Source organism: Enterococcus camelliae (assembly GCF_042685105.1).
GTDB classification, from domain to species: Bacteria; Bacillota; Bacilli; order Lactobacillales; family Enterococcaceae; genus Enterococcus_G; species Enterococcus_G camelliae.
On the sequence record NZ_JBHUMO010000059.1, the window covers coordinates 1 to 23,871 of the forward strand.

The 23,871-nt window shown below is 38.0% G+C and carries 17 protein-coding genes and 1 CRISPR repeat array; of the genes, 2 read left to right on the top strand and 15 right to left on the bottom strand.

Annotated features, from left to right (window positions below; all coding sequences use genetic code 11):
• Window positions 1-170: 170 nt before the first annotated feature.
• From ACFSR0_RS10145 to ahpC, 12 genes are all read right to left on the bottom strand, one after another.
• Window positions 171-1,829: a MutS-related protein gene (locus ACFSR0_RS10145; RefSeq protein ID WP_379982443.1), complete on the bottom strand. Its 1,659-nt coding sequence runs from the start codon at window positions 1,827-1,829 to the stop codon at window positions 171-173.
• A 110-nt stretch (window positions 1,830-1,939) separates the two neighbouring features.
• Window positions 1,940-5,956: a CRISPR direct-repeat array (repeat unit 32 nt; unit sequence ATTTCAATCCACGCTCTCCCGAAGAGAGCGAC).
• A 152-nt stretch (window positions 5,957-6,108) separates the two neighbouring features.
• Window positions 6,109-6,402 carry a CRISPR-associated endonuclease Cas2 gene (cas2, locus tag ACFSR0_RS10150; RefSeq protein WP_379982445.1) on the bottom strand — a complete coding sequence of 98 codons (294 nt, stop codon included), beginning with the start codon at window positions 6,400-6,402 and terminating at the stop codon, window positions 6,109-6,111.
• A gap of 11 nt (window positions 6,403-6,413) precedes the next feature.
• Complete coding sequence (gene cas1c / locus ACFSR0_RS10155; protein ID WP_251851095.1) at window positions 6,414-7,442, bottom strand: type I-C CRISPR-associated endonuclease Cas1c; 1,029 nt, start codon at window positions 7,440-7,442, stop codon at window positions 6,414-6,416.
• On the bottom strand, window positions 7,439-8,110 hold the full coding sequence (gene cas4 / locus ACFSR0_RS10160) for a CRISPR-associated protein Cas4 (RefSeq protein WP_379982448.1): 672 nt from the start codon (window positions 8,108-8,110) through the stop codon (window positions 7,439-7,441). The genes cas1c and cas4 overlap by 4 nt, the downstream gene beginning before the upstream one ends.
• A 2-nt stretch (window positions 8,111-8,112) precedes the next feature.
• The gene (gene cas7c, locus ACFSR0_RS10165) at window positions 8,113-8,961 is read right to left on the bottom strand and encodes a type I-C CRISPR-associated protein Cas7/Csd2 (RefSeq protein ID WP_379982450.1); all 849 of its coding nucleotides are present in this window, start codon (window positions 8,959-8,961) and stop codon (window positions 8,113-8,115) included.
• A gap of 3 nt (window positions 8,962-8,964) precedes the next feature.
• Window positions 8,965-10,833 carry a type I-C CRISPR-associated protein Cas8c/Csd1 gene (gene cas8c, locus ACFSR0_RS10170; protein ID WP_379982505.1) on the bottom strand — a complete coding sequence of 623 codons (1,869 nt, stop codon included), beginning with the start codon at window positions 10,831-10,833 and terminating at the stop codon, window positions 8,965-8,967.
• Window positions 10,834-10,847: 14 nt separating this feature from the next.
• Window positions 10,848-11,570 carry a type I-C CRISPR-associated protein Cas5c gene (gene cas5c / locus ACFSR0_RS10175; RefSeq protein ID WP_379982452.1) on the bottom strand — a complete coding sequence of 241 codons (723 nt, stop codon included), beginning with the start codon at window positions 11,568-11,570 and terminating at the stop codon, window positions 10,848-10,850.
• Window positions 11,571-12,006: 436 nt separating this feature from the next.
• Window positions 12,007-14,427, bottom strand: coding sequence for a CRISPR-associated helicase Cas3' (cas3, locus tag ACFSR0_RS10180; protein ID WP_379982454.1), 2,421 nt, complete (start codon window positions 14,425-14,427; stop codon window positions 12,007-12,009).
• Between the two features lie 76 nt (window positions 14,428-14,503).
• Window positions 14,504-15,655 (bottom strand): glycerate kinase, encoded by a 1,152-nt coding sequence (locus ACFSR0_RS10185; RefSeq protein WP_379982456.1) that lies wholly within the window; start codon window positions 15,653-15,655, stop codon window positions 14,504-14,506.
• A 55-nt stretch (window positions 15,656-15,710) separates the two neighbouring features.
• The gene (gene rarD / locus ACFSR0_RS10190; RefSeq protein ID WP_251854919.1) at window positions 15,711-16,604 is read right to left on the bottom strand and encodes an EamA family transporter RarD; all 894 of its coding nucleotides are present in this window, start codon (window positions 16,602-16,604) and stop codon (window positions 15,711-15,713) included.
• A gap of 135 nt (window positions 16,605-16,739) precedes the next feature.
• Complete coding sequence (gene ahpF / locus ACFSR0_RS10195; RefSeq protein ID WP_379982459.1) at window positions 16,740-18,275, bottom strand: alkyl hydroperoxide reductase subunit F; 1,536 nt, start codon at window positions 18,273-18,275, stop codon at window positions 16,740-16,742.
• Between the two features lie 12 nt (window positions 18,276-18,287).
• Complete coding sequence (ahpC, locus tag ACFSR0_RS10200; protein ID WP_007209007.1) at window positions 18,288-18,851, bottom strand: alkyl hydroperoxide reductase subunit C; 564 nt, start codon at window positions 18,849-18,851, stop codon at window positions 18,288-18,290.
• Between the two features lie 293 nt (window positions 18,852-19,144).
• Between ahpC and ACFSR0_RS10205 the strand changes: the two genes are divergently transcribed.
• Window positions 19,145-20,299, top strand: coding sequence for a cobalamin-independent methionine synthase II family protein (locus tag ACFSR0_RS10205; protein WP_379982461.1), 1,155 nt, complete (start codon window positions 19,145-19,147; stop codon window positions 20,297-20,299).
• Window positions 20,300-20,421: 122 nt separating this feature from the next.
• On the opposite strand, the gene ACFSR0_RS10210 is transcribed toward ACFSR0_RS10205, so the two are convergent.
• Together ACFSR0_RS10210 and truA are read right to left on the bottom strand one after the other, a co-directional pair.
• The gene (locus ACFSR0_RS10210; protein WP_379982463.1) at window positions 20,422-20,766 is read right to left on the bottom strand and encodes a zinc ribbon domain-containing protein YjdM; all 345 of its coding nucleotides are present in this window, start codon (window positions 20,764-20,766) and stop codon (window positions 20,422-20,424) included.
• 30 nt (window positions 20,767-20,796) lie between these two features.
• Window positions 20,797-21,543: a tRNA pseudouridine(38-40) synthase TruA gene (gene truA, locus ACFSR0_RS10215; protein ID WP_379982465.1), complete on the bottom strand. Its 747-nt coding sequence runs from the start codon at window positions 21,541-21,543 to the stop codon at window positions 20,797-20,799.
• Between the two features lie 193 nt (window positions 21,544-21,736).
• Here truA and ACFSR0_RS10220 point away from each other — a divergent pair, with 193 nt between their 5' ends.
• On the top strand, window positions 21,737-22,729 hold the full coding sequence (locus ACFSR0_RS10220) for an N-acetylmuramoyl-L-alanine amidase (protein ID WP_379982467.1): 993 nt from the start codon (window positions 21,737-21,739) through the stop codon (window positions 22,727-22,729).
• A 78-nt stretch (window positions 22,730-22,807) separates the two neighbouring features.
• Here ACFSR0_RS10220 and ACFSR0_RS10225 read toward each other — a convergent pair whose 3' ends face one another.
• The gene (locus ACFSR0_RS10225; RefSeq protein ID WP_379982469.1) at window positions 22,808-23,854 is read right to left on the bottom strand and encodes a P1 family peptidase; all 1,047 of its coding nucleotides are present in this window, start codon (window positions 23,852-23,854) and stop codon (window positions 22,808-22,810) included.
• Window positions 23,855-23,871: the final 17 nt, after the last annotated feature.

Consider the following 23,871-nt stretch of genomic DNA (forward strand, 5'->3'; position numbering starts at 1 on the left):
TCTGCACACTTTTTTTGAAAAAAAGCAAAAATTTTATTTTTGGAAACAATTAGCTGTATTCAAAATGACTTTTAGAGATGCGCTATTTGTTCAGTAGACATTAAGTAAAAAAGCTCCCCTTTGCTAGCTCCCAAATTGAGAGAAAGCAAAGAGGAGTTCTTTGATTTTTTTTATTGATACGTTGCCCATTGTTTTTCTTTGTCGAAAAAGACCGCTTCTTGTTGTGCTTTTTGAATGATTGTTTCTGGGTAATGCATCACCTCAAGTAAGCGTAAGGCATTTCTCGATTTAGTCGGTCCGTTTTTGACTCGATAATCAAAGGAGATTCCTTCCTTTTGTGTGACGACCTCACTGAAATGAAGATTTTCACAACTTTTTTCTAAAATAGTCGTTAATTCATTGTCATGCGTTGCCACAAATGCCAATGAAGGATAACTTGCAAGCCAATTGACGATACTCGCTGAAGCAGCGATACGTTCAACGGTATTGGTTCCACGCAATATTTCATCGATAAAACAATAACAGGGCTCGTATCTCATTACTCTATCCAGCACGCGTTTGATTGATTTTATTTCTGCGATAAAGTAACTTTCATTGGCTAATAAATCATCATTCACAGCCATGGACGAGTAAATATGACCATAACTTAGTTGACATTGATCTGCCATAACCGTATGGATCGTTTGTGCCAACATCGCATTCACCGCAATGGCTTTAACATATGTCGATTTTCCTGATGAATTTGACCCCGTTACTAAGGTATTTTTGCTCCAAGAAACTGGATTCTTTACAGGATTGTCAACCAATGGATGGTAGAGATTGGTGGCTTCAAAATGAATCTTATTTCCAGAAAGATTAGGTATGCAATAATCAGGATTCACTAAACGAAAATTCAAGACAGAAAGAGCTGTTTCCATCTCACCAATCATTTTCCGGATAGTCACCATCTCTTGGCGATGATGATGAACTTTAGTCAAAACCAACTGATAAGCTATCAACGGAACTAAAAACATGCTATTTAGATATTCCATAATCAACTCTGCTTCTGTGTTGCTTTTTACGCGAAAACAAAAGCCCAGCTTCAAAATACTTTGAACTGGCTTCAAGGTACCAATCAAGTCTTTCTGATAAGGATGTTCAAAGATCGTTAGTCGCTTTGCTGTACTTAACATTCGTACTAAATATGACATAGCCGTCAATTCAACTTCTATCTTCGCCTTTTTCTGCATATAGATAAAAATATTCAAACAAATTGATCCAATAAAAAATAAAAGACCTACTTTGGGTGAAAAAAAGCTAACAAGTAACCCTCCTAAAGGGAGACAGCCCAAAAATAAAAATAATTTCAATGATCCTATTTCTTTTTGCTTTCCTTCTTGCAAATAAGACAAAACAAAATTATTTGCCTGCTTACCTAAAGAAGCAAAAGCATATTCACATTTTTCACGAACTGCCGGATTCTCTTGAAAAAAGGTCACATTCCGTTCTAATTTTTCAAGATGTTGACTAGTAAATTGAAAGCGTCTTAGTGTTGTATACAGCATTTCCGCCCCAATACTTGAATAAGTATGATTGATTTTTTCAAAAATTTCATAGCCATTCAAATCATCCCAAGTCCAATCATCAATTTCACTCACGGCATCCATATCCGTATTATCCGCATGGAACGTTTCAGACAAGCTTTCTTCTGAATCAAAGCGATTCGTAGGAATTTCCTTTCCCCATTGTGTTCTAATTTTCCGCCGCAAGCGAACTCTGTCTAGCATACTTAACGAAAAGAGGAACAGACTTACTCCACTAATCGCGCATACAATAAACACCACTATCATACTTATTTCCACCTTTTTAATCATTTTTATTGTGAAATAAAACGGAAAACATTTCAATTCAACAACAACCGATTCATTTGGATAGCATTCGATTCAAGATAGCTCTAAAACTTTCAATCCACGCTCTCCTGGAGAGAGCGACTTTTTTGCAATTAATCTGTAGTCGTCTGTAATCACAATTTCAATCCACACTCTCTCGAAGAGAGCGACAAAGAACTATTTTGTTTGGAACAGCCGTTCATCAATTTAAATCCACGCTCTTCTGAAGAGAGCGACTAATTTACAACTTGCGCAAGGAGCAAACCGCAGAATTTCAATCCACGCTCTCCCGAAGAGAGCGACAAACCGTCATGAAAATATATAAGGTATACGTTTCGATTTCAATCCACGCTCTCCCGAAGAGAGCGACTTGCATGACCAGTTAATCTTTGAAGGATTCACAATTTCAATCCACGCTCTCCCGAAGAGAGCGACGCATATTTGATTTTCTTTCGGCACTATATAATTCATTTCAATCCACGCTCTCCCGAAGAGAGCGACAAAGTCTAAAATATCTCCTGCAAAGTCCAAAATGATTTCAATCCACGCTCTCCCGAAGAGAGCGACGTGCAGTAAGTGGATTGGCGTCAACAGGATTGTATATTTCAATCCACGCTCTCCCGAAGAGAGCGACACGAAACTGCACTAGGAATTTGTTTAATGGACATAATTTCAATCCACGCTCTCCCGAAGAGAGCGACGCGGTTTACCCAAAAAATTACAAATCAGACGAAAACATTTCAATCCACGCTCTCCCGAAGAGAGCGACTAGGTAAGGATAGGTTAGGTAAGAATAGTAAAGAATTTCAATCCACGCTCTCCCGAAGAGAGCGACGGTCACGTTTTTGTGATTGTTGATAACACAGTTTTTATTTCAATCCACGCTCTCCCGAAGAGAGCGACCCAAGTAGGTGCATAACACAATTCCCAGTCTTGTATTTCAATCCACGCTCTCCCGAAGAGAGCGACACACGAGCAACTAATTTATCAACATCATTTCCAATTATTTCAATCCACGCTCTCCCGAAGAGAGCGACGTAAAGCCAACGAAAATTTTTTCAGTTACAATTTCATATTTCAATCCACGCTCTCCCGAAGAGAGCGACTCATTAAACGTTGAATCAGGGTTTATAAAAATCAATTTCAATCCACGCTCTCCCGAAGAGAGCGACTCATTAAACGTTGAATCAGGGTTTATAAAAATCAATTTCAATCCACGCTCTCCCGAAGAGAGCGACGCACCTGAATTATAAAGATTATTGATAATTTTTTATTTCAATCCACGCTCTCCCGAAGAGAGCGACGGTTATTTGTCAACTACATGGACTTGATAATTTAATTTCAATCCACGCTCTCCCGAAGAGAGCGACAGGGAGTTACGCGCATCGTTTTTTTAAAATTTCAAATTTCAATCCACGCTCTCCCGAAGAGAGCGACGGTGGTAAAACGCCCAATTTCTCCATTTGAAGCGATTTCAATCCACGCTCTCCCGAAGAGAGCGACAATCAGATAGCCCAAGTTATTTAGATGATACAATATTTCAATCCACGCTCTCCCGAAGAGAGCGACATTTCCAATCGTTTGCCAATTGAGTTTAATTTTTTATTTCAATCCACGCTCTCCCGAAGAGAGCGACAAGGGTGGCACACTTTCGTTTTAAAAGTGTGCCAATTTCAATCCACGCTCTCCCGAAGAGAGCGACTAAGATGAACCGTCTGGATAGTCTGGTGGATAAAATTTCAATCCACGCTCTCCCGAAGAGAGCGACTTCCAATGTTTCAACAAGCTCATTGGCAATTTCTTATTTCAATCCACGCTCTCCCGAAGAGAGCGACTGATTCACCAGGTAATTGTTGTAGTTCTTTTATACCATTTCAATCCACGCTCTCCCGAAGAGAGCGACTTTTGGATGACTGATGTTGACTGAATCCCTCGGAATTTCAATCCACGCTCTCCCGAAGAGAGCGACGGTTGGCGAAATTTGGTATACAAGTTGGGGATATATTTCAATCCACGCTCTCCCGAAGAGAGCGACAATTATGGCCGAAGATGAGGAGGAGAGTAAAAAAATTTCAATCCACGCTCTCCCGAAGAGAGCGACTGAAATTTTGGAATATTTGGACATACCGATTACGATTTCAATCCACGCTCTCCCGAAGAGAGCGACTTAAAGATGGACGATATTATCTGTACGAGTTAGCATTTCAATCCACGCTCTCCCGAAGAGAGCGACTAAAAAGAGGGTACCAAAAGGGTACCACGCCTATTATTTCAATCCACGCTCTCCCGAAGAGAGCGACTCCACAAGATTTGGGACGGTATTCTCTTGTAAAAATTTCAATCCACGCTCTCCCGAAGAGAGCGACAGAAATGCAACAACGAATTGCTTTTTTAGAACTAATTTCAATCCACGCTCTCCCGAAGAGAGCGACCTAATGGCAGTAGGTATAACGCAAGCGGCGAGAATATTTCAATCCACGCTCTCCCGAAGAGAGCGACATAGTAATGAGTATCTAAGCCGTAACTACGCAAGAATTTCAATCCACGCTCTCCCGAAGAGAGCGACTACTGCTAGTGCTACAGTTGCCATTAACGATTTAATTTCAATCCACGCTCTCCCGAAGAGAGCGACTTATTGATTGGCTTAGCGGCAGGATATGCTACGTTATTTCAATCCACGCTCTCCCGAAGAGAGCGACATTATCGGCTCTGCTGTTACAGGTGTTAAATGGACATTTCAATCCACGCTCTCCCGAAGAGAGCGACTAGATCTTCCGCATCAGGTAAACTCATGGAAACGATTTCAATCCACGCTCTCCCGAAGAGAGCGACGTATCGCTCATGTGCTTATCCATATCAAACATCATTTCAATCCACGCTCTCCCGAAGAGAGCGACGCTTTTTGCGTTTCTTGGTTGTGTAACTGAATTGATTTCAATCCACGCTCTCCCGAAGAGAGCGACAGAAACTTTGGGCACGGACTATCAGGAGCAAGCAATTTCAATCCACGCTCTCCCGAAGAGAGCGACGAGAAGCTAATGTTGTCGGAAAAAGACCGTGCAATTTCAATCCACGCTCTCCCGAAGAGAGCGACACATCTAGTGGCAAGTTAGCTGACGAAGTCGAGAAATTTCAATCCACGCTCTCCCGAAGAGAGCGACAGAGGCTATGAAAGAGTTAGTTACAACTATCTTTATTTCAATCCACGCTCTCCCGAAGAGAGCGACTTACCTCCTTTTTTGGCTGTTCCAATCCCAATTGATTTCAATCCACGCTCTCCCGAAGAGAGCGACAATATCGTAGGGGAGTGATGAGTTTGTGGGCAATTATTTCAATCCACGCTCTCCCGAAGAGAGCGACATCCGGATTTAACCACACCATGCCCGCGATTTATAATTTCAATCCACGCTCTCCCGAAGAGAGCGACCACCACTGTTTAGCTGACTCAGCCCTTGAAGCAAATTTCAATCCACGCTCTCCCGAAGAGAGCGACCACTCAGCTTATCAAGCTGGGCACAGGAACAGGCATTTCAATCCACGCTCTCCCGAAGAGAGCGACTCCGGATTTAACCACACCATGCCCGCGATTTATAATTTCAATCCACGCTCTCCCGAAGAGAGCGACAACAATCAAGGTGCGAGTGCCTCACGGGAGCGACGATTTCAATCCACGCTCTCCCGAAGAGAGCGACCAGGTCAACCTCTTTAGCAGATGCGGTTAAAAAAATTTCAATCCACGCTCTCCCGAAGAGAGCGACACGGAGCGATATACGACGAAAACGACGAAGCCATAATTTCAATCCACGCTCTCCCGAAGAGAGCGACAATTTCAAATCCTTTAGACGTTCCTGTCATCATAATTTCAATCCACGCTCTCCCGAAGAGAGCGACCAATTTATTGATCAATTCTCTTACGGAGATTATAATTTCAATCCACGCTCTCCCGAAGAGAGCGACGAGAATACTGTTATAACTAACAACATTTCGGATGATTTCAATCCACGCTCTCCCGAAGAGAGCGACATGGATATCCACTCACCGTCAAGAGTTATGAGAATTTCAATCCACGCTCTCCCGAAGAGAGCGACTGCGCATCACTGCACAATTTGACACATTACGCTTACTTTTTTGCTTCTTAATAATGACAAAAAAGTATCGTATTTCATATAAATATAACATGAATTTCCGCGAACCAGACTCCATTTTTCTGTTCAACGAAGGTTCGCGTTTGAAATGTTTTCTATAAAAGCAGTACATCTTTATCTGGATCATACGTATCGTTTCGTCCAATTTGTTCGACACGTTTTTGCCAGTTTTTCCCCAGCAGATAGAATCGAAGGCTATCGAGATCGTTGTTTATAATATTGCCCAATTTAAATTTTAACTCAACAAAATCCGCTGGAGTAACAGAACACTCAAAAACACTATTCTGAACCCTCTGACCGTAATCAACACATAATTTAGCTACCTGCCTCAGTCTCTTGCGTCCCTCCTTTGATTCAGTATTTACATCATACGTAACTAAAACCATCATTTTTTATCACCTCAAGTCATAAATGGAGGATATGAAGGTAGGTCACCTCTAATTGCCTTAGCTAGCAATTGTGCTTGAACATATGGAAGTAACATAAGTTTAACTTTTTCATTAATAAAAGGATGCACTATTTCAGTATATTTTCGTTTTTGCCAAGCCTCTAAAAAAATACTTCTACCCTTCTCGTTTAACATGACACTACCGTTTTCCTTAAACTCAAAATGTTTATCCGAGATTTGTCTTCGGTTAATTAAAGAAAAAACAAACTGATCCACTAAATAACTACGGAATTCTTCAACCAAATCTAATGCAAGACTTGCTCTTCCTGGTCGATCTGTATGAAAATAACCCACATAGCTATCTAATCCTATTGATTCCAGAGCCGACTGACATTCATAAGTTAGCATACTGTAACCAAATGATAGTAATGCATTAACAGTAGTCAAAGGAGGTCGCTTGCTTCTTCCTTTAAATTTGAAAGTTTCTTTATCTGAGAGAATAAAATCATCAAATACTTGGAAATAACTAGTTGCCGCATTGCCTTCTACTCCACGTAAACTATCTTTTTCAGTCACAGAATTCACCAGTTGAATGCTTCGAGATAGTTCATTTTCTACCGTTATAAACTTTTCATGATTGATAACATCTTTGTGATCACGATGAAATCGCAATATATATTTTCGTGAATTAGATATCTTAGCGGTAATACTTCTTTTAGCATATTCTAACGACTGATCCTCTCGATCCGCAATTCGATACTGCTCTCTTCTTAACAACACATTTCCATTAGTTGTTCCTATAAATCTTCCACAAAATTTTCCTTGTGGTGTATGGAAAGATAAAGATATATTCTGTTCAGTACATAATTGAATCGCAGAAGGAGATACTCCGAGATAAGAAAAGCAAATAATCCCCTCTAAAATACGATAAGGAAAACGTTTAATTACCTTCCCATCTTCTTTAATAACAATATTATCTCTTTCTCGAGTTACGTAATAGTTTTCTTGAGTAATGTATAGGGTATTAAGCAATTTTCTCATACTATTCCTTCTTCCGTAATAGCATGTTGCATATAATTCTCAATGCTACGTGGTTTTTTACTCAATCGAGGTAAACATATATCATATAATGAACACTTTAAACAGTTTTTAAAATATTCAGCCCCAGGTACTTGTTTTTTTTCATAGTAGTCATGCATTTGTTTAGCATAGCTACACACTTCTTCCCTTAATGTATCACTTATCTCAACTTTTATTTTCGTGTTGGTACTCAAATAATAGAGATAGCTTTCATCTATCTTACATTTCAATTTTTCTTCAAGACAGATTACTTCAGCAACTAATTGAATTATATCACGATGATCACTTTTCTTTTTACCTCGTTTATACTCAACAATAGCCGGTCGCCATTTTCCTCTTTTTTTGAGAATCCTGACACCTTGATCATCTTTATAAAATTCAACAACATCCAAAATGCCATTTAATCCCAGCTTTTCAGAAGATACATGCATCGCTCTAGATATAAAGAAATCTTTCCTCTTTTCCTTAACAAAGGGATTGTCAGCTTTTTTATGTAAAAGCTGACCTTCCACAGTGTACTCATTTTCATCCCATTGCTGATCAATATGGATGAGCCCCCATTGTCTTTTGCAAAAATAAAAGTGTTGTATACCTGAAAGCATCAAATACTCATCTTCTACATATGTCATAACTACAGGCCAATTAGATATTCAACGTTTAACCCTTGCTTGGTGTATTCAGCTACATTTTTTTCATTTAAATGAATCTTATAATCTTCATAATTTGGAATATCTGTTGTTGGTTCCGACCATTCAAACAAATCTCTAATCTTGGCACTTGAAACATTACCCAACTTGTTATTATGTTCAAACCAAAAAACATCTCTCACTGCCATAGATCCTTCAGGTCGAGCTGAAGAAGCATCATTTGTGAAAAGTGATAAAAGTGATTGTTTGAATACTTGCAAATCATCCTTATTAAAGCCAGTTTTTTCAGCAAAATAAGCATTCACTGATCCATAAATTACATATACTCCATGTTCAACAAAATGCTTTGTTCCCATTGTATCAGAGGATCTGCCTGATTCATTCTTTGGTTCCATTCCATTTGTACTACGTGTAATCTGCATACTTGATATTTCAATTGGCTGCAATGATTTTGCAATACTTATTGAGATTGGTCCGCGTATTCCGATGGATTTTTTATCGAATGTAATTACTTGACCAAATGATCGCACATCCAACCAATGTTCGCTGGCTCCCTTCTCTACTTCTTCATCAGTCGCTTTAGTGCCAAAAACACTTGAATATCTTTTTTGTAAGGAAAGATAGCCATCATCTGAACGATCTCGGGATTTTACAAAGATTTCATGACCTTCGTCTTGCATTCGATTACGAATTTTCCGCTTAATTGCCACATCACTAATCATTCCATAACCATTTGAATCTGTTCTAGGCATGTTTCCAGCTAATGGATCTCCATTGGGGTTGGCATTTTGTACCTCTACTGTGACAATAAAATCAATTTTATGTTCTAACATATTCTATTCCTCACTTTCATTTATTGTTTTTGAATAAATAAACTTTTCTTCCGCATAGTAGCCAAAAATAAAATGATAATCTAAAGATCGATTCAATTCTTTTGAGTCTAAATAATTTGTTGAAATTGCATTAATGACTTCTTCTTTCTCTCTTTCAAGTTTGACTTTCAATCCAGGTTTCGATTGCAGTAGTGTTCGTTCATAGTACTTTGTTTTTTCCAAAAGAATTTGCATTGTACTTGCAGGATGATTTGTGTAACTCGTCCAAAATTTTTGTGCATTTGTTACTCGTTTATCATCATTCTTGTTAAATGCTGCCGACTCCAAACGGTCGAAAATTGCCAATAGTCTTCCAAATAAATATGAACGATTCATGTTTTGCTTATCTAGCATTGGTTTTAACTCCTCTCCATTTCTATTGTGAAGTAATCCTAAGGTTACAAATAATAACTGTTTCCATGTTTTTTGGTAATGCAAGCGATTCTTTACATTTGATTCTAAAGATTTAGTAATATTGGCAGGTACACGTTGTCCATCAATTAAACTAATGACTAATTTCTGGAATTGATCCTTTTGAAAATTATCATTATCTACCTCTAACATGCCATTGCGTTCAATCCCATATGCAGCGGCAATCATTTGCCTCATAGAAGGTACGCGTAAACGCATTTTACTGTATTGTTGATCATAATATTCCCATTGATTACTAGTTTGCCAAAATTCTAAATTATCCAGTAACTTAGACGATTCTAACTCTCTAAAAAATTTAAGGGATATTCGACCATTGCTTGCTTTGTCAACAATCGCAATGTAATATTTTGAGCTGTTAGAAAAAGCTACCTCTCCTCGAATGAACGAGTCCGAAATTACTTTATTGGCGATAGAAACAACGGCTTGTTCTGACTCTTGTTCATCAAAATCAATGCCAAATGGACTAGTAAAATCAAGATTTGTTTTATTCTCAATATCATCACTGAACCAATTGATTAAATTTTGTTGTCCACCCAACCACTTATGACTATTTGTATTTTCTAAAAGATACTTCAACATCAGGTGGATTTTTTCTGACGTTCGATAACCAATTTTGATAATATCTTCACCAGAGGAAAATCTTCCTTTGTACGTTTCAATATTATTACTGACTGAAATCAGTTTTGCATTGCCCATCAAGCCCCGATGTTTAGTTGTTAATTGTTGTTCTTCCCCACTTATATTGCAAATTCCTCTAGGAAGATCGAGAGATTCAACATAATCAATATATGCTTGATGTAATGCTTTATATTCCGTGACGCTCATATTTTTATAGCCTATGAACTCTTCTACAGAAAATGTCAGGAATACTGACGATAAATCCACTTTTTTATCAGATTGTTTTCCTTTATCTGATAATTCTTTGAAATTAATAACAAAATCATCAACAGAGACTAAAGTTTTACCAAAAATAGCAGAAGTTAGCTCTTGTAACATATCTTTCTTAACCAAAAAATTTTGAATTGTTTCAAGAAATTGTTGCACTTGTTCTGGATTGTCATATGCTAACCATTGTCGAAACGTATTTTTATATAAAGTATGCAACTCTCCTCCTAGTGGAGATAGATAAGAAATTTTATCAACTAAAGGATGACTGGGAGGATTTTTTCCAGATCTCGCAATAGAATCCTGCGTCACAGGAAATACAATAAATTCACCATTTGGAACAAAATCTGCTTTTATTAGCGTTCCATCTTTACTTAATGATGCGTGAATAATATTCATTCCATTGGATTTTAAATTTGTATGGTATAGCGGCAATAATAAAGTACTATTCGAGTCTTGATTATCCACTAAACCCATTTTTTCTGCATTTTCATATGCATGTAGCAATGCTGTCATAAAATCCAAGACAATCACCTCTCTTCCATTTGTTGATATTCATCTAGCTCTTTATCAACAGATTTTATCTCAGTCGTTTCCTTGAATTTGTAAGTGGTCAAGGTATTAACAATTTCACACTCAATTTGCGGTTTAAATTGAATAACGCCATCTTTCATTATCGTTTCAGTATAATAACTCTTTAGTGCTTCATCTTTGCTTTCACCATAATTAAATGAATGAAACATGATTCCGAAAGAAAGAATTTGATCATCATAAAAACTGGTAGCATTTAGATATTCCTCTTCGGTAATTTTTTCCACAAGGCCTACACATTCTCTTGTTCCTAAAAAAATATCTCTTCTACCACCTCGATCTAATGAACGATCCATAATTGCCTCATGTTTTTTTCTATTTCTATCGATAATCAAATCAGATCGTCCTTCATTCCATTCAAAATGATATTTCACTAAATACTCAACATCTGTCAGATAGGAAACATAATTCAAATCCGCCTTGTTTCCACCAATTAGTGCCCGTGTCCCAATAACCTCAGTTTGAACTGGCCGAATTACTTTTACTTCTGTAACAATATTTCGGAAAGTTGGTTTGTAGTAAATTGCGTCTACGATTCCATTAAGCGCTTGTCTAGTTGGCACCGAATATGAAAATTTTTCTCCTCCTCCTTTGGTTGATCCATTTGTAAATAATGCATAGCTTCCTTTTAGACGAACATAAAAATTCTTTGATTTTTCCATTCTCTCCCATCCTTTTCTATGTTCTTTTGATGAATCGTTTCGTTTCAATCACCACCAATTTACTCATAAAGCCATTGAAAATTTCTAACACATTCCAAGTGAACGTCACAGCCCATTTAAATCAATTTGAAATGGGCTTTTTTTCAACCTAATCAATTAGACATTTGATTAACGCTTTAAGTTTCAGTTGAAATTTCAGTTCAATCGAAAGTGTACATTTCAATTTTAGCTTCATTTTCATCCTTTCTATGTTATATATTAAAATATTTACTTTATAATACAATTGTTAACGGTAAATGTCAAAAAAATGTATTTAGGAAAATTGATGAAAATATGATATAATTTACTTTCATAGTGAACACTATGCGGATTGAAATTATGTTATATATTAGTGAAAGAATATTATGAGTTAATCATCAACGCTCATAATATTTTTTTATTCCATCAAAAACTCTACCGAGATTATACCAACCTTTGCATCATAAAAATCTTCCTGTAAAATACGGATACTTCCATCAAGATAAGCAGTCACTGCTTGTTCATAAGCGTTACCCCTTCTAAGGTTTACCGTGTATGGCTGTAAGCTTTTTAATTTTTCTTTAATGTCATAGAGAATTTGGATATCATAAGATTCCTCAAATTCAATTATTTGTTCAATCAATGCATCAATCGCTTGTTTTCCTATGCCATCATCGTAATAAACCAATACACCTTGTGATTCATCTTGGATTAGATTCATTTTATGTGCAGCTGTTTTAAAAGATTGTTTCAAAATAGACTTGTGTACAACAAATTCCTTGTCATTTTTTGATAAATAATTAAAGACAGTCGGTCCATCTTTCTCAGTTGGATAATCAAAATCCTCTGCCTTGGTATTAGAATAATATCGTTCAAAAAATTCATCATTTAATTCAACGATTGCAATTGGTGATTGCTTCATTTTTATAATCTGTTCTGTTATTTCTTTCTTTTTTTTAATCGCTGGTAGATGGATCAAGGATTCTTCTGATTGGGCTAAATTGACTAACTTAACGTACCCCTTAGGCTTGGTGCCTTCACGATTGCATCGCCCCGCTGCTTGAACAATTGAATCAATCCCTGCATAAGAACGAATAACATAATCAAAATCTAAGTCGACACCTGCTTCAATCAACTGCGTACTTATACAAATCAAAGGCTCATCTCCTATTCTTTCTCTGATAGTTTTGATAATATCTAGGCGATGTTGGGCACACATATTAGTTGATAAGTGGAAAACTGATCTCGGTAATGAAGAAGCCAGTTCATATAAATTACTAACGGCTTTCTTGGTATTTAAAATAACGAGGATTGATTGTTCTTTATGCGCTTCTATATCTTCAAAAATAGCTTGAATGTCTACTTCGCCGTTATCTTCTCTTAATTTTGAAATTTCAGTTCTTTCAAAAATCTCTCGTTGCTTCATTGTCATATGAATCAATTCACTGTTGCCTCCGTTACTATTTCCATACAATAATCGATGTCGTAAATTTTCCGAAGAATAAACTGGTTGTGTAGCTGTACATAAAACCACAGTTGTATTCATTGCTAGTTTAAGAAAATTCATCGTCAAGTTAAATAAGGTAGTTACTTCGATAGGCAATGCCTGAACTTCATCTAAAATAATGACACTATCTACCAATTGAGAAAAACGACGAATGTTATCTGATTTTCCTTTAAATAATGTTTGAAAAAATTGAACCATTGTACTAAGAACTATTGGGCTATCCCACGTGTCTATGAGATAATTCTTTGTTATTTCAGAAAATCCATCATGTTCCTCAGAGTCACTTGGATTGATAACGTTTGAATGGTGCTCAAGTACTCCTTCATAACCTACTAATGTCTTAATTTCTAGGGCATTTTGTTCTAAAATTGATAGATAGGGTGCAATGTATATAAACCTTTTTTTGTTATTTTCTTTCATTTGATGAAATCCGTACCGCATACTTAGTAACGTTTTTCCAGCACCAGTTGGTAAATTCAATCGATAGATACCAGTTTCATCTTTCATACTTCTTTCTAATATTGTTTGAGAAATTTCAGTTCTTATTTGATTCAGTTTTGATGATGAATCTGTAAAGCTTGCATACTTTTCTTCAGTTTTCTCAACGTATTTGTCTATTAACCTCGAATACTCTTCCTTTTCTGTAGACTTTAAAACAATGTCATAGGCATTTACTGTATCTTTGATATCTGCATTTTTCAGGAATGATAGGTATAAACGAACAATTAACCCTAAATAAAAAGCATTTTCCTCAAGGTTCTCACTTTCAATTTTCTTCCACAACTGACAAAAATTGTGAAATGAGTCAATGACCAATTGACCAAAAGAAGAATAATATTTCTGAATAATTTCATTTTCCAACCGGCCACCAAACTTTACAACATCTGGTTGAAAAGAATACTCTTTATCATATAAATTATATTTAAGACGCTTGTACATTTGATTATTTTCACACTCGTTTAAATCAATTGGTATATCGTACAAACCATGATGAGCCGTAATAACGTAGCAAATCACCTCAATAAATGATTGTTTATATCTTCCCTCTTTTTTTGGTTCATGTTCATTTAGAATACCGGCTATTCTTTGACTAAGATACGTGGCACCAGCTGAAGAATGGTTCACATGCTTTCCTGTTTGTTTTAACATCATCTCTTGAAACAAATGATCTGCTTTACCTAGATCATGGTATAGACCAATTAAAAATAAAATATCTTTTTGACCAATTTTATTTGCCATTTGTGCAGCATCGTTTGCTACATTCTCTAAATGATCGATCAGTCGTTGTTTTTTCCCCGTTTTTTCATCATAATGCGCATACAATTCGTTCATTCTTTCCCCATCTCTCACTAATATAAATCGCTTACAAAAATTATATCACCTCTTATTTTTTTAATATAGCTATTTTTCATCCTTTTTGCGAAATTTGTAACAAGCGTACGACATTCTCAACTGTGCGAGCCAAGTTCTCTGGTCCAGAGCTCAATGCTTTATCCAGCGAACCCGTTTGTCCGAGGATTCCGAAGATAGCATCAAACCCTTCAGCGTAAAGTGGATCGATGCCCAATCCAATTTTCCCAGCAAATGCAATGGTTGGTTTATGATATTGACGAGCCACTTGAGCGACACCATACGGAGTTTTACCAAATTTGGTTTGGAAATCAATGCCCCCCTCACCAGTAAATACCCAATCAGCCGTTTGAATAGCCGCACTTAACTTTACTTTTTCTGCTACATACTGCACACCCGATACAAAGGTGGCGTTGCCTAGTGCCAGGAGTGGTAGTGCTAGTCCACCAGCGGCCCCGGATCCAGGAATGGTATGGAATTCTTTTTTCTCCTTCTTTTCCAATAATGCTACGAAACGTTTCATATTTTCTTCTAAGCGAGTGTAATCGGCTGCAACTGCACCCTTTTGTTTTGCAAATACCGCGGTTGCTCCTGTTTTACCTAGAAGAGGATTGTTAACATCGCTCACTAGCAAAATGGTTTTATTTGCCAGTAGCCTTTTGACTTCAATCAAATCAAGGTGAGCCAATTCTGAAAGTCCAGCATTTCCCCAAGAGATGGGTTGTCCATCTCGACGCATTAGTTTTCCTCCTAGTGCTTGCAACATTCCTGCACCCGCGTCGTTCGTGGCACTTCCACCTAATGTCAGTACGATTGTTTTTACTCCTTTGGCGAGAGCGTCCATGAATAACTCCCCTGTTCCATAAGACGACGTATCCAACGGCTGTCGCTTCTCTTTTGGAACGAGTCCCAGACCACTTGCTTGAGCCATTTCGATAATAGCCGTCTCGCCATTATTTATGATGCCATAAGAAGCCTGAACCATTTGATTTTCTAAAGGACCGTGAACCATCATTGACTGATAGCGTCCTTGTTGTGCCTCTACCAAAACAGCCATCGTCCCTTCACCCCCATCTGCCATAGGAACCTGAAGAATCGTCGCATCTGGTTGCACACGCCGAATCCCGACTGCCATCGCCTGGCAAGCCTCTTGTGCCGTCATACTTTCTTTAAATGAATCTGGTGCCAAAACGTAGACTCGTTTTCCCATCAGCCTTCCCTCCTTTTTATTTCTACAATAGCATGCTCATAAAAAAAACGACAAACTATTTTTTATAAAAAATAGCTTGTCGGTAGCTGTGAATACTGCCAATGGTAAAAATCGCAATGCCTATCCAGATAAAAACAAAAACAATCAATTTATGAGGATCGAATGCTTCGCGGAAAAAAAACACTGCTATCAATAACTGAATTGTTGGATTAATGTATTGAATAAAACTCAAAGTCAAAAAATCCAATGATTTTGCGGCAACTGTAAATAACAGCAAAGGAACAGCTGTAATGACTCCACTCAATACGAGTAAGGAAATCGTTAACCCATCATAAGAGAAGAGAGAGGGTGTCTTTGAGAAAAAGAAATACCCCACCGCCAACGGAAAACAGACCATCGTTTCTAACGTTAGCGAAAAACTAGCTGGTAGTGCAATTTGTTTTTTTAGAACACCGTAAAAACAGAAGGCAAATGCCACAATCATCGTATTGAAAGGAATCGAACCTGTCTGAATCGTTAATAATACCACGCCAATTGTCGCAAACAAAACAGCCAGAACGCTTGTCTTTGTTAGTGGTTCCCGGAAAAAAAACACCGCCACGACCACGTTCAATAATGGCATAATATAATACCCTAAGCTTGCTTCAGTGGCTTGACCATGTCCAACCATATAAATATAGGTTCCCCAATTTAAGGCAATGAAAAGGGAACTTAAAATGACCCAAATAATTTTTCCTGATTGCCATAATGTTTTGACACTCACAAAAAAAGATGTCCACTGTTTCTGAAAAGACAAAATAACCGCCATAAAAACTAGAGAAAAAATAAAGCGATACCCCAAAATATCAAGAGCTGTCACTTCTTTTAGCAGTGACCAATATAACCCTAACACACCCCAGAGAATATAAGAGCTGACACCTGTTATGATTCCTTTTGTTCGATTTTGCATTGCATCTACTCCTTAGTAAATGAACTTTTTTCTATCATATCAGGTAATGAAAAAGACAACAATCATTTTCTGAAATATCTACTAACACCATCAAAAAAGGAAGAGGCAAGTATGCACTCTTCCTTCCTACGTTCTTTAATGGCGAATCAAATAATCAAATGCACCTAATGCTGCGGTAGCTCCTGATCCCATCGAGATAATAATTTGTTTGTAGGCACTGTCGGTGCAATCTCCTGCTGCAAAAATCCCTGGGACACTTGTTTGACCACGCTTATCGACTTCAATTTCGCCCATTTTTGTTTTGGCAAACCGTTCATCCAAAAATTCGGTATTTGGTACGAGTCCGATTTGGACAAAAACACCTGCCAAATCCACGCCATGAATTTCTTCCGTTGCGCGATCTTTATAAGTTAAGCTCGTTACTTTTTTATCACCTAAAATTTCCATTGTTTGAGCATTTTTAATGACTGTCACATTCGTTAGTGTCGCCAATCGTTTTTGAAGCACTTCGTCAGCTTTTAATTCTGGTAAAAATTCAATGACAGTGACATGTTTCGTCAAACCTGCCAAGTCAATGGCCGCTTCGATTCCTGAATTTCCTCCACCGATAACTGCAACGTCTTTGCCTACAAACAAAGGTCCATCGCAATGTGGACAATAGGCAACGCCTTTATTTTTGAATTCGGATTCACCAGGAACATTGACATTACGCCATCTTGCACCCGTAGCAATAATCAATGCCTTTGCTTTTAATGTCGCACCATTGTCTAACGTCACGACATGCATGTCACCTTCCACTGATAAAGAAGCAACTTTTCTTGCTTTGATGATATCAATTGGATATTCCTTGGCATGAATTTCTAACGCTTGGGCTAATTTTTCTCCTTCTGTATAAGGAGTGCCAATCAAGTTTTCAATTCCTACTGTTTCCAAAACCTGACCACCAAATCGTTCGGCAATGATTCCCGTGCGGATTCCTTTACGCGCAGCATAAATCGCAGCACTCACGCCAGCTGGTCCAGCACCAACAACAAGTACATCATATGGTTCTCGCGTTGACAAATCATCTTCAACTTCCGCTTCGATTGGTAATTTATCCAATATTTGTTCAATGGACATGCGGCCACTTGCGAATTCCTTACCATCTAAAAAGACTGTTGGTACGGCCATAACCCCTTTTTCTTCAACTATGTCCTTGAACATGCCACCTTCAATCATCGTATGCGAAATAGATGGGTTCAATACACTCATAATATTTAGTGCTTGGACAACATCTGGACAGTTATGGCAAGTCAGACTAACAAATGTTTCAAAATGAAATTCTTGCTCGATATTTTTAATCCGTTTCGCAGTTGCCTCATCTATTTTCGGTGCACGTCCACCCACTTGTAACAAAGCCAAGACAAATGAAGTGAATTCATGTCCTAGTGGCACCCCAGCAAATACGATGCCAGAAGAATCGTTTTCTGCGTCTATTTGAAAGCTCGGCGTATAGTGCAATTTTTCTGTTTGCAATGAAAGCTTGTCAGACATTGAAACAATCTCTTCCAAGAAGGCTTGAACTTCCTTTGAATGCTCACTCGCATCAAAGCTGGCCGTAAACACCACATTATTTTCTAACAATGCAAGGTATTGTTGCAATTGGCCTTTAATCTCTTGATCTAAACTCATGAGAGACCCTCCTTAAATTTTCCCTACTAAATCTAAGCTTGGTTTTAATGTTTCAGATCCTTCTTTCCATTTTGCCGGACAAACTTCTCCTGGATGTGTCCGAACGTATTCGGCAGCTTTTACCTTATCAATGTAATGCGCTGCATTTCGACCGATACCATCAGCATTAATTTCAACTGTTTGAATCACGCCATCTGGATCAATTAAAAATGTCCCACGTTGAGCAGCACCAGCTTCTTCATCTAAAACATCAAAAATACGAGAAATATGGTGGTTTGGATCACCAATCATTGTATAGGTTATTTTTCCAATCGCATCTGAATGATCATGCCAAGCTTTATGCGTAAAATGCGTATCGGTTGAAACAGAATACACTTCCACGCCTAATCCTTTCAATGTTTCATATTGTTCTTGTAAATCTTCTAATTCTGTCGGACATACAAAGGTAAAATCAGCAGGATAAAAACAAAAAAGACTCCATTGACCTTTTAAATCTTCCGAACTTACTTCTACAAAATCTCCATTACGATAAGCATGTGCTTGAAATTCTTCCACTGGTTTTCCAACTAATGACATTGTTCATTCCTCCTAATTTTTTATTTCTAGGTACAATACTATTGTGCCTTTCAATAATAATTATTATCTTAAAACAATTTTAAGTCAAGAAAAATAAGAAAAATCTATGAATATTATTCTTTATCTACGGATTTTTTTCATTTATATTTTTTAATTGATAATAACAGCTTTGCTACAAGTTTTTATGTAATAGTTTAAAACTATTACATGACCAAATAAATAGCTATTATCGCAAAAATAAAATTCTTGTTACAATGAGCCTATCGTATCACGAAATAATAGGAGGTACTCAAATGACAAAAACAGACCGTTTCCAATTAGTAGGATCGTTATTACGCTCAAATGATTTATTAACTTACAAAGAACAAATTGAACAACGCGAAGATATCCGCTATCCATTTTATGATTCTTTCCCTGGATACAAAGAAACTGAGGAAGCTGCAATTAAAAATGTGATTGAAGAGCAAAAAAATCAAGGAATCACGGTCTTAACTGATGGTGAATATTCAAAATCGATGTGGCATTTGGATTTCCTATGGGGATTTGCAGGTATTGAACGTTATATTGCAGATCAAGGTTATAGCTTTAAAGATCTAGATGGTGGGCATTTTGAAACCCGTAAAGATATTGGTATTCGAATTACGGCACCACTTTCGGGAAAAGACCATCACTTCTTAACCATTTTCAAAGAACTACAAGAACAAGCTGGGGATACCGAAGTGAAACTAACTGTTTGGGGAGCAGCGCATGCCTTCACTGAACTAGCAATCTTTGATGGACTATATGGCGAAGATCAAGTTTACAAGACAAAGGAAGCCTTAAAAGAAGGTCTTCTTCAGGCATACAAAGAATTTTTAGATGATTATCAAGCAGCCGGCGGAAAGATTATTCAATTTGATGATTGTTTATGGGAGCTTTTTGCTGAAGATAACGACTCCAGTTTTTTTGCTGAGGGTAATGGTGGATTAGAAGACTTAGCTGACGAATTTGTAGCAATCAATAATGAAATTGCAGATTATGGCCATAAATTAGGCTTGCATGTTTGGACGCATAATTGTCGCGGAAACTACCAAAGCCGTCACGCTGCAGGTGGTTCCTATGCAGCAATTGCTGAAAAATTTTTACGTGATCAACATTACGACCGTTTCTTTTTAGAATGGGATGATGATCGAGCTGGCGACATTTCTGCATTGGAAGTCTTAAAAGATCGTCCAGATGTTTCAGTTGTTCTAGGTCTTCTTTCAAGCAAAACAAATACATTAGATGATGAAACACGCGTTGTTGCATTATTGGATAAAGCCAGCACCATTTTACCAAAAGAACGTCTGTATCTTTCTCATCAATGCGGGTTTGCCTCTTGTGATTGCGGGAATGAGTTGACCCAAGAACAACAATGGCAAAAAATTAACCAAGGACAAAAAATTGCCCAGGCTTACTGGGGAGAATAATCGATAAAAAACCTATTCATTCATACTATTGCGTTCTTTCAAATCGTTTCTTGACGAAGAACGATACGCACTTGTTATGAATGGATAGGTTTTTAGTTATCGGCTTTGCAAGCTAGTCATCACTAGGCATCTGCTTTTTTGACAAATTCTGCTTTTAGTTTCATCGCGCCGAAGCCATCTACTTTGCAATCAATTTGATGGTCTCCCTCAACGAGACGAATGGCTTTCACCTTTGTCCCCTGTTTGATGGAACCACTTGCGCCCTTCACTTTTAAATCTTTGATCACGATAACATTATCTCCATCAGCTAAACGGGCACCATTGCGATCAAGGACAACTAATCCCTCTTCAACCTTCTGTTCTTCACCAGCAACCCATTCATGAGCACACTCTGGACAAATCAATAAGCCGCGATCTTCATACGCGTATTCACTGTTACACATTGGACAATTTGGTAGTTTTGACATAAAAGACTCCTTTCGTATTTATTTAAAAGTTCAGTTTTTTTCATAAAAGACGCCATCTAAAAACAACCCTTGAGCAGGTACAGTTTCCCCTGCCGCCTGGCGAATTTTGGCTTGAAAAATATCGTCAATCTGATTGACGGTCATTTCCCCCTTCCCCACTGCTAAGATCGTTCCCATCATAATCCGCACCATTTTGTATAAAAAACCATCGCCTCGGAACACAAAGCGAATCATCGCTTCTTCTTTTTCCATCTCGATGGACTCAATCGTTCGAACGGTTGATTTTTTAGACTTCTTTAAAGCGGAAAAACCAAGAAAATCATGTGTGCCCGTTAATCTTAGACAAGCTTCTGTCATAGCCTCCCAATCAAGCGGTTCTGCTACATAAAAATGATAGTTGCGATTGAACGCAGAAGGAAGCTCTGCGTGTCGTACATAATAACTATATTGCTTACTCACCGCATTGTATCTTGCATGGAAACGTTCTGGTACCTCGTCAATACTGGTCACTACAATGTCTTTTGGCAAGTACGTCAAAAAGAAATGATGCATCTCTGCCAACGATTTATTGCAATTTGTTTTAAAATTGGCGACCTGACCGCGTGCGTGTGTTCCTGCATCGGTTCGACCAGATCCGATCAACTCAGTGGTTTCTCCCGTTAGTTGACTGACAATCTTCTCTAATTTCCCTTGTATGGTTTTATCCGAGTCCCCTAATCGTTGCCACCCTTGGTATCTGGTTCCATCATATTCAATGATTAATTTTATATTTCTCATGTACCTACTCCTTATCGTATTTTGCACACTCTTTAATCTACCATATTTTTAACAATCGGATAAACAATGCTACGATTTTTTTTGTTTTCTTGCTATACTATTTAGATATCACGGTGTTCAAAAAATGCTAAGGAAATCTTCAAATAAATTTCAAGCTTTTCTTATAGAATAAGAGAAAAAAAGAGGAAACTTTGTGAAGAAAAAACGACGTAGATTAAAAAAGAAATACCGCAGACGATTGCAACTCATCCTCATTCTAGGCATTGTTGGTTTCGTAGTAGTCCATAAACTAAATAATCGTTCTACCGACACGCAACAAACAACGATGACGACTGTTGCCCCCAAAAAAATAATCAAAAGAACATTTACGAAAACGCCCTATGTTCAGGCAACAGTGGATACAAGCAATTTGGATGTAAACACAGCTACGGATGCTGACTACTCTGTGCCAATTTATGAAACGGCTTCAACTTCAAGTACAGTCATTGGTCAAACATACGATGGCGTATGGTCAGATTATCATGGAACAGAAGGGGCATTCTATAAAATAAAAACACCAGACAATTTAGTTGGATACATTGAAAAAGAGCATGGAAAAAAGGCAACTTATAAAGTACAAACTACCATCAACTCGTTAGATGAATTGACCGTTGTTTTAGATCCAGGACATGGTGGCGATGATGTCGGATCATTGGATAACACGGAAACGATTTATGAAAAGACCCTAACACTTGCAACGGCGAAAACGGTTAAAAAAACACTGGAAGTGGCCGGTATCAATGTAATCATGACACGGACAAAAGATAGTGAGTACACGCGTCTGGCCAACGTTGCTGAAATAACCAATAATGCCAATGCCAATTTATTCATTAGTTTTCATTACGATAATTATGATTATGCCAACCAAGCAGAGGGCTATACGACCTATTATTACTATGACCATTCCGAAGCGTTCGCCAATACTATTCATACTCAACTAGCTGCAAACAATTCATTGTCAGATCGAGGAGTTCAAGTCGCCAACTATATGGTCCTACGAAACACATTCGTCCCGGGTATTCTATTGGAATTGGGTTATTTAAACAACGACAATGACCTTGCAATTATGAATACCGCCAACTATCGACAAATGGTGGCAGACGCCATCCTTGCTGGCATCGAAAATTATTATAATCTTTCTAAGTAACTATCTCCACGAAAAAAGAGTCTCTCCTTTGTTTTCTGATGAAACCAACAAAGTGAGTTAGACTCTTTTTTGTGATTCTTACAGACGTGCAAGTGCATCGCTCAGTGAATAGACTGTTTTACCATGGATATCACACGTCGATTGTGCATGCATTAAAGAACTCACCACGGCCTCTTCTACAACAGAAACCGTCATTCGAAAGCAATCGTCCATGAGGTTTTCAGCAAGAACGGTTCGCATTGACCATGCAGATTCGGCAAAATGTGCCACCCGATTTGCCGTAGAGAAGGCCAAACTAACTTCCCCACTTCCATTGCCAATAAACGAGCCCGTTCGAGTAATCCCGACGCTCGTCCGTTTGGCAAGTCGCTTTAATTGCCTTACATCTAAAGGCAAATCAGTTGCTAGAATAGTGATAATACTGCCTTTTTCTACTTTTTTTTCTGCCTGAATGACTTTTTTTAATTCTTTGCCAATAGCACGATGATTAATAACCAAATCTTCTAGCGAACCAAAATTTGAAAGCACCAATGCCCCCATCGTAAAGGTCTGACCATCGAAGGTAATTTGCCTAGATGCTGAACCAATCCCACCTTTTAAATCATAACAGCACATGCCAGTCCCAGCGCCAACAGCACCTTCCGCAAATGTTTCGGTACAAGCTGCAAATGCTTGCTGAATCGTTTCTTCCGTTACTGATAGTGTTCGAATGGCATTGATTTGCCCATCATTGCATTCCATAACAATTGGATTGACCGTTCCCGTAGAGATCCCGATTTCTGGATTTTCTGCTAACAAGCGCCGTACCAGCGCTTGATAAGCCGTTCCGACAGCCAACGTATTCGTCAATACAATCGGTGTCTCCAGTGTTCCGAGTTCTTCCACCTGCATAAAACCAGTGCTTTTTCCAAAACCATTGATTACATGCATAGCTGCAGGTAATTTTTCACGAAATACATTGCCTGTTGCAGGTTGAATCACTGTCACACCAGTTTGAACCTTGCCAAGCCGTACCGTTTGATGTCCGACAGTAATCCCAGGAACATCGGTCAGAAGATTCAACGGACCCTTGTGCCAACGTTTATCAGGTTGATTATAGTCATCTTGAAAGTCTTGCCATCCCATCGTTTTTCTCCTTTTGA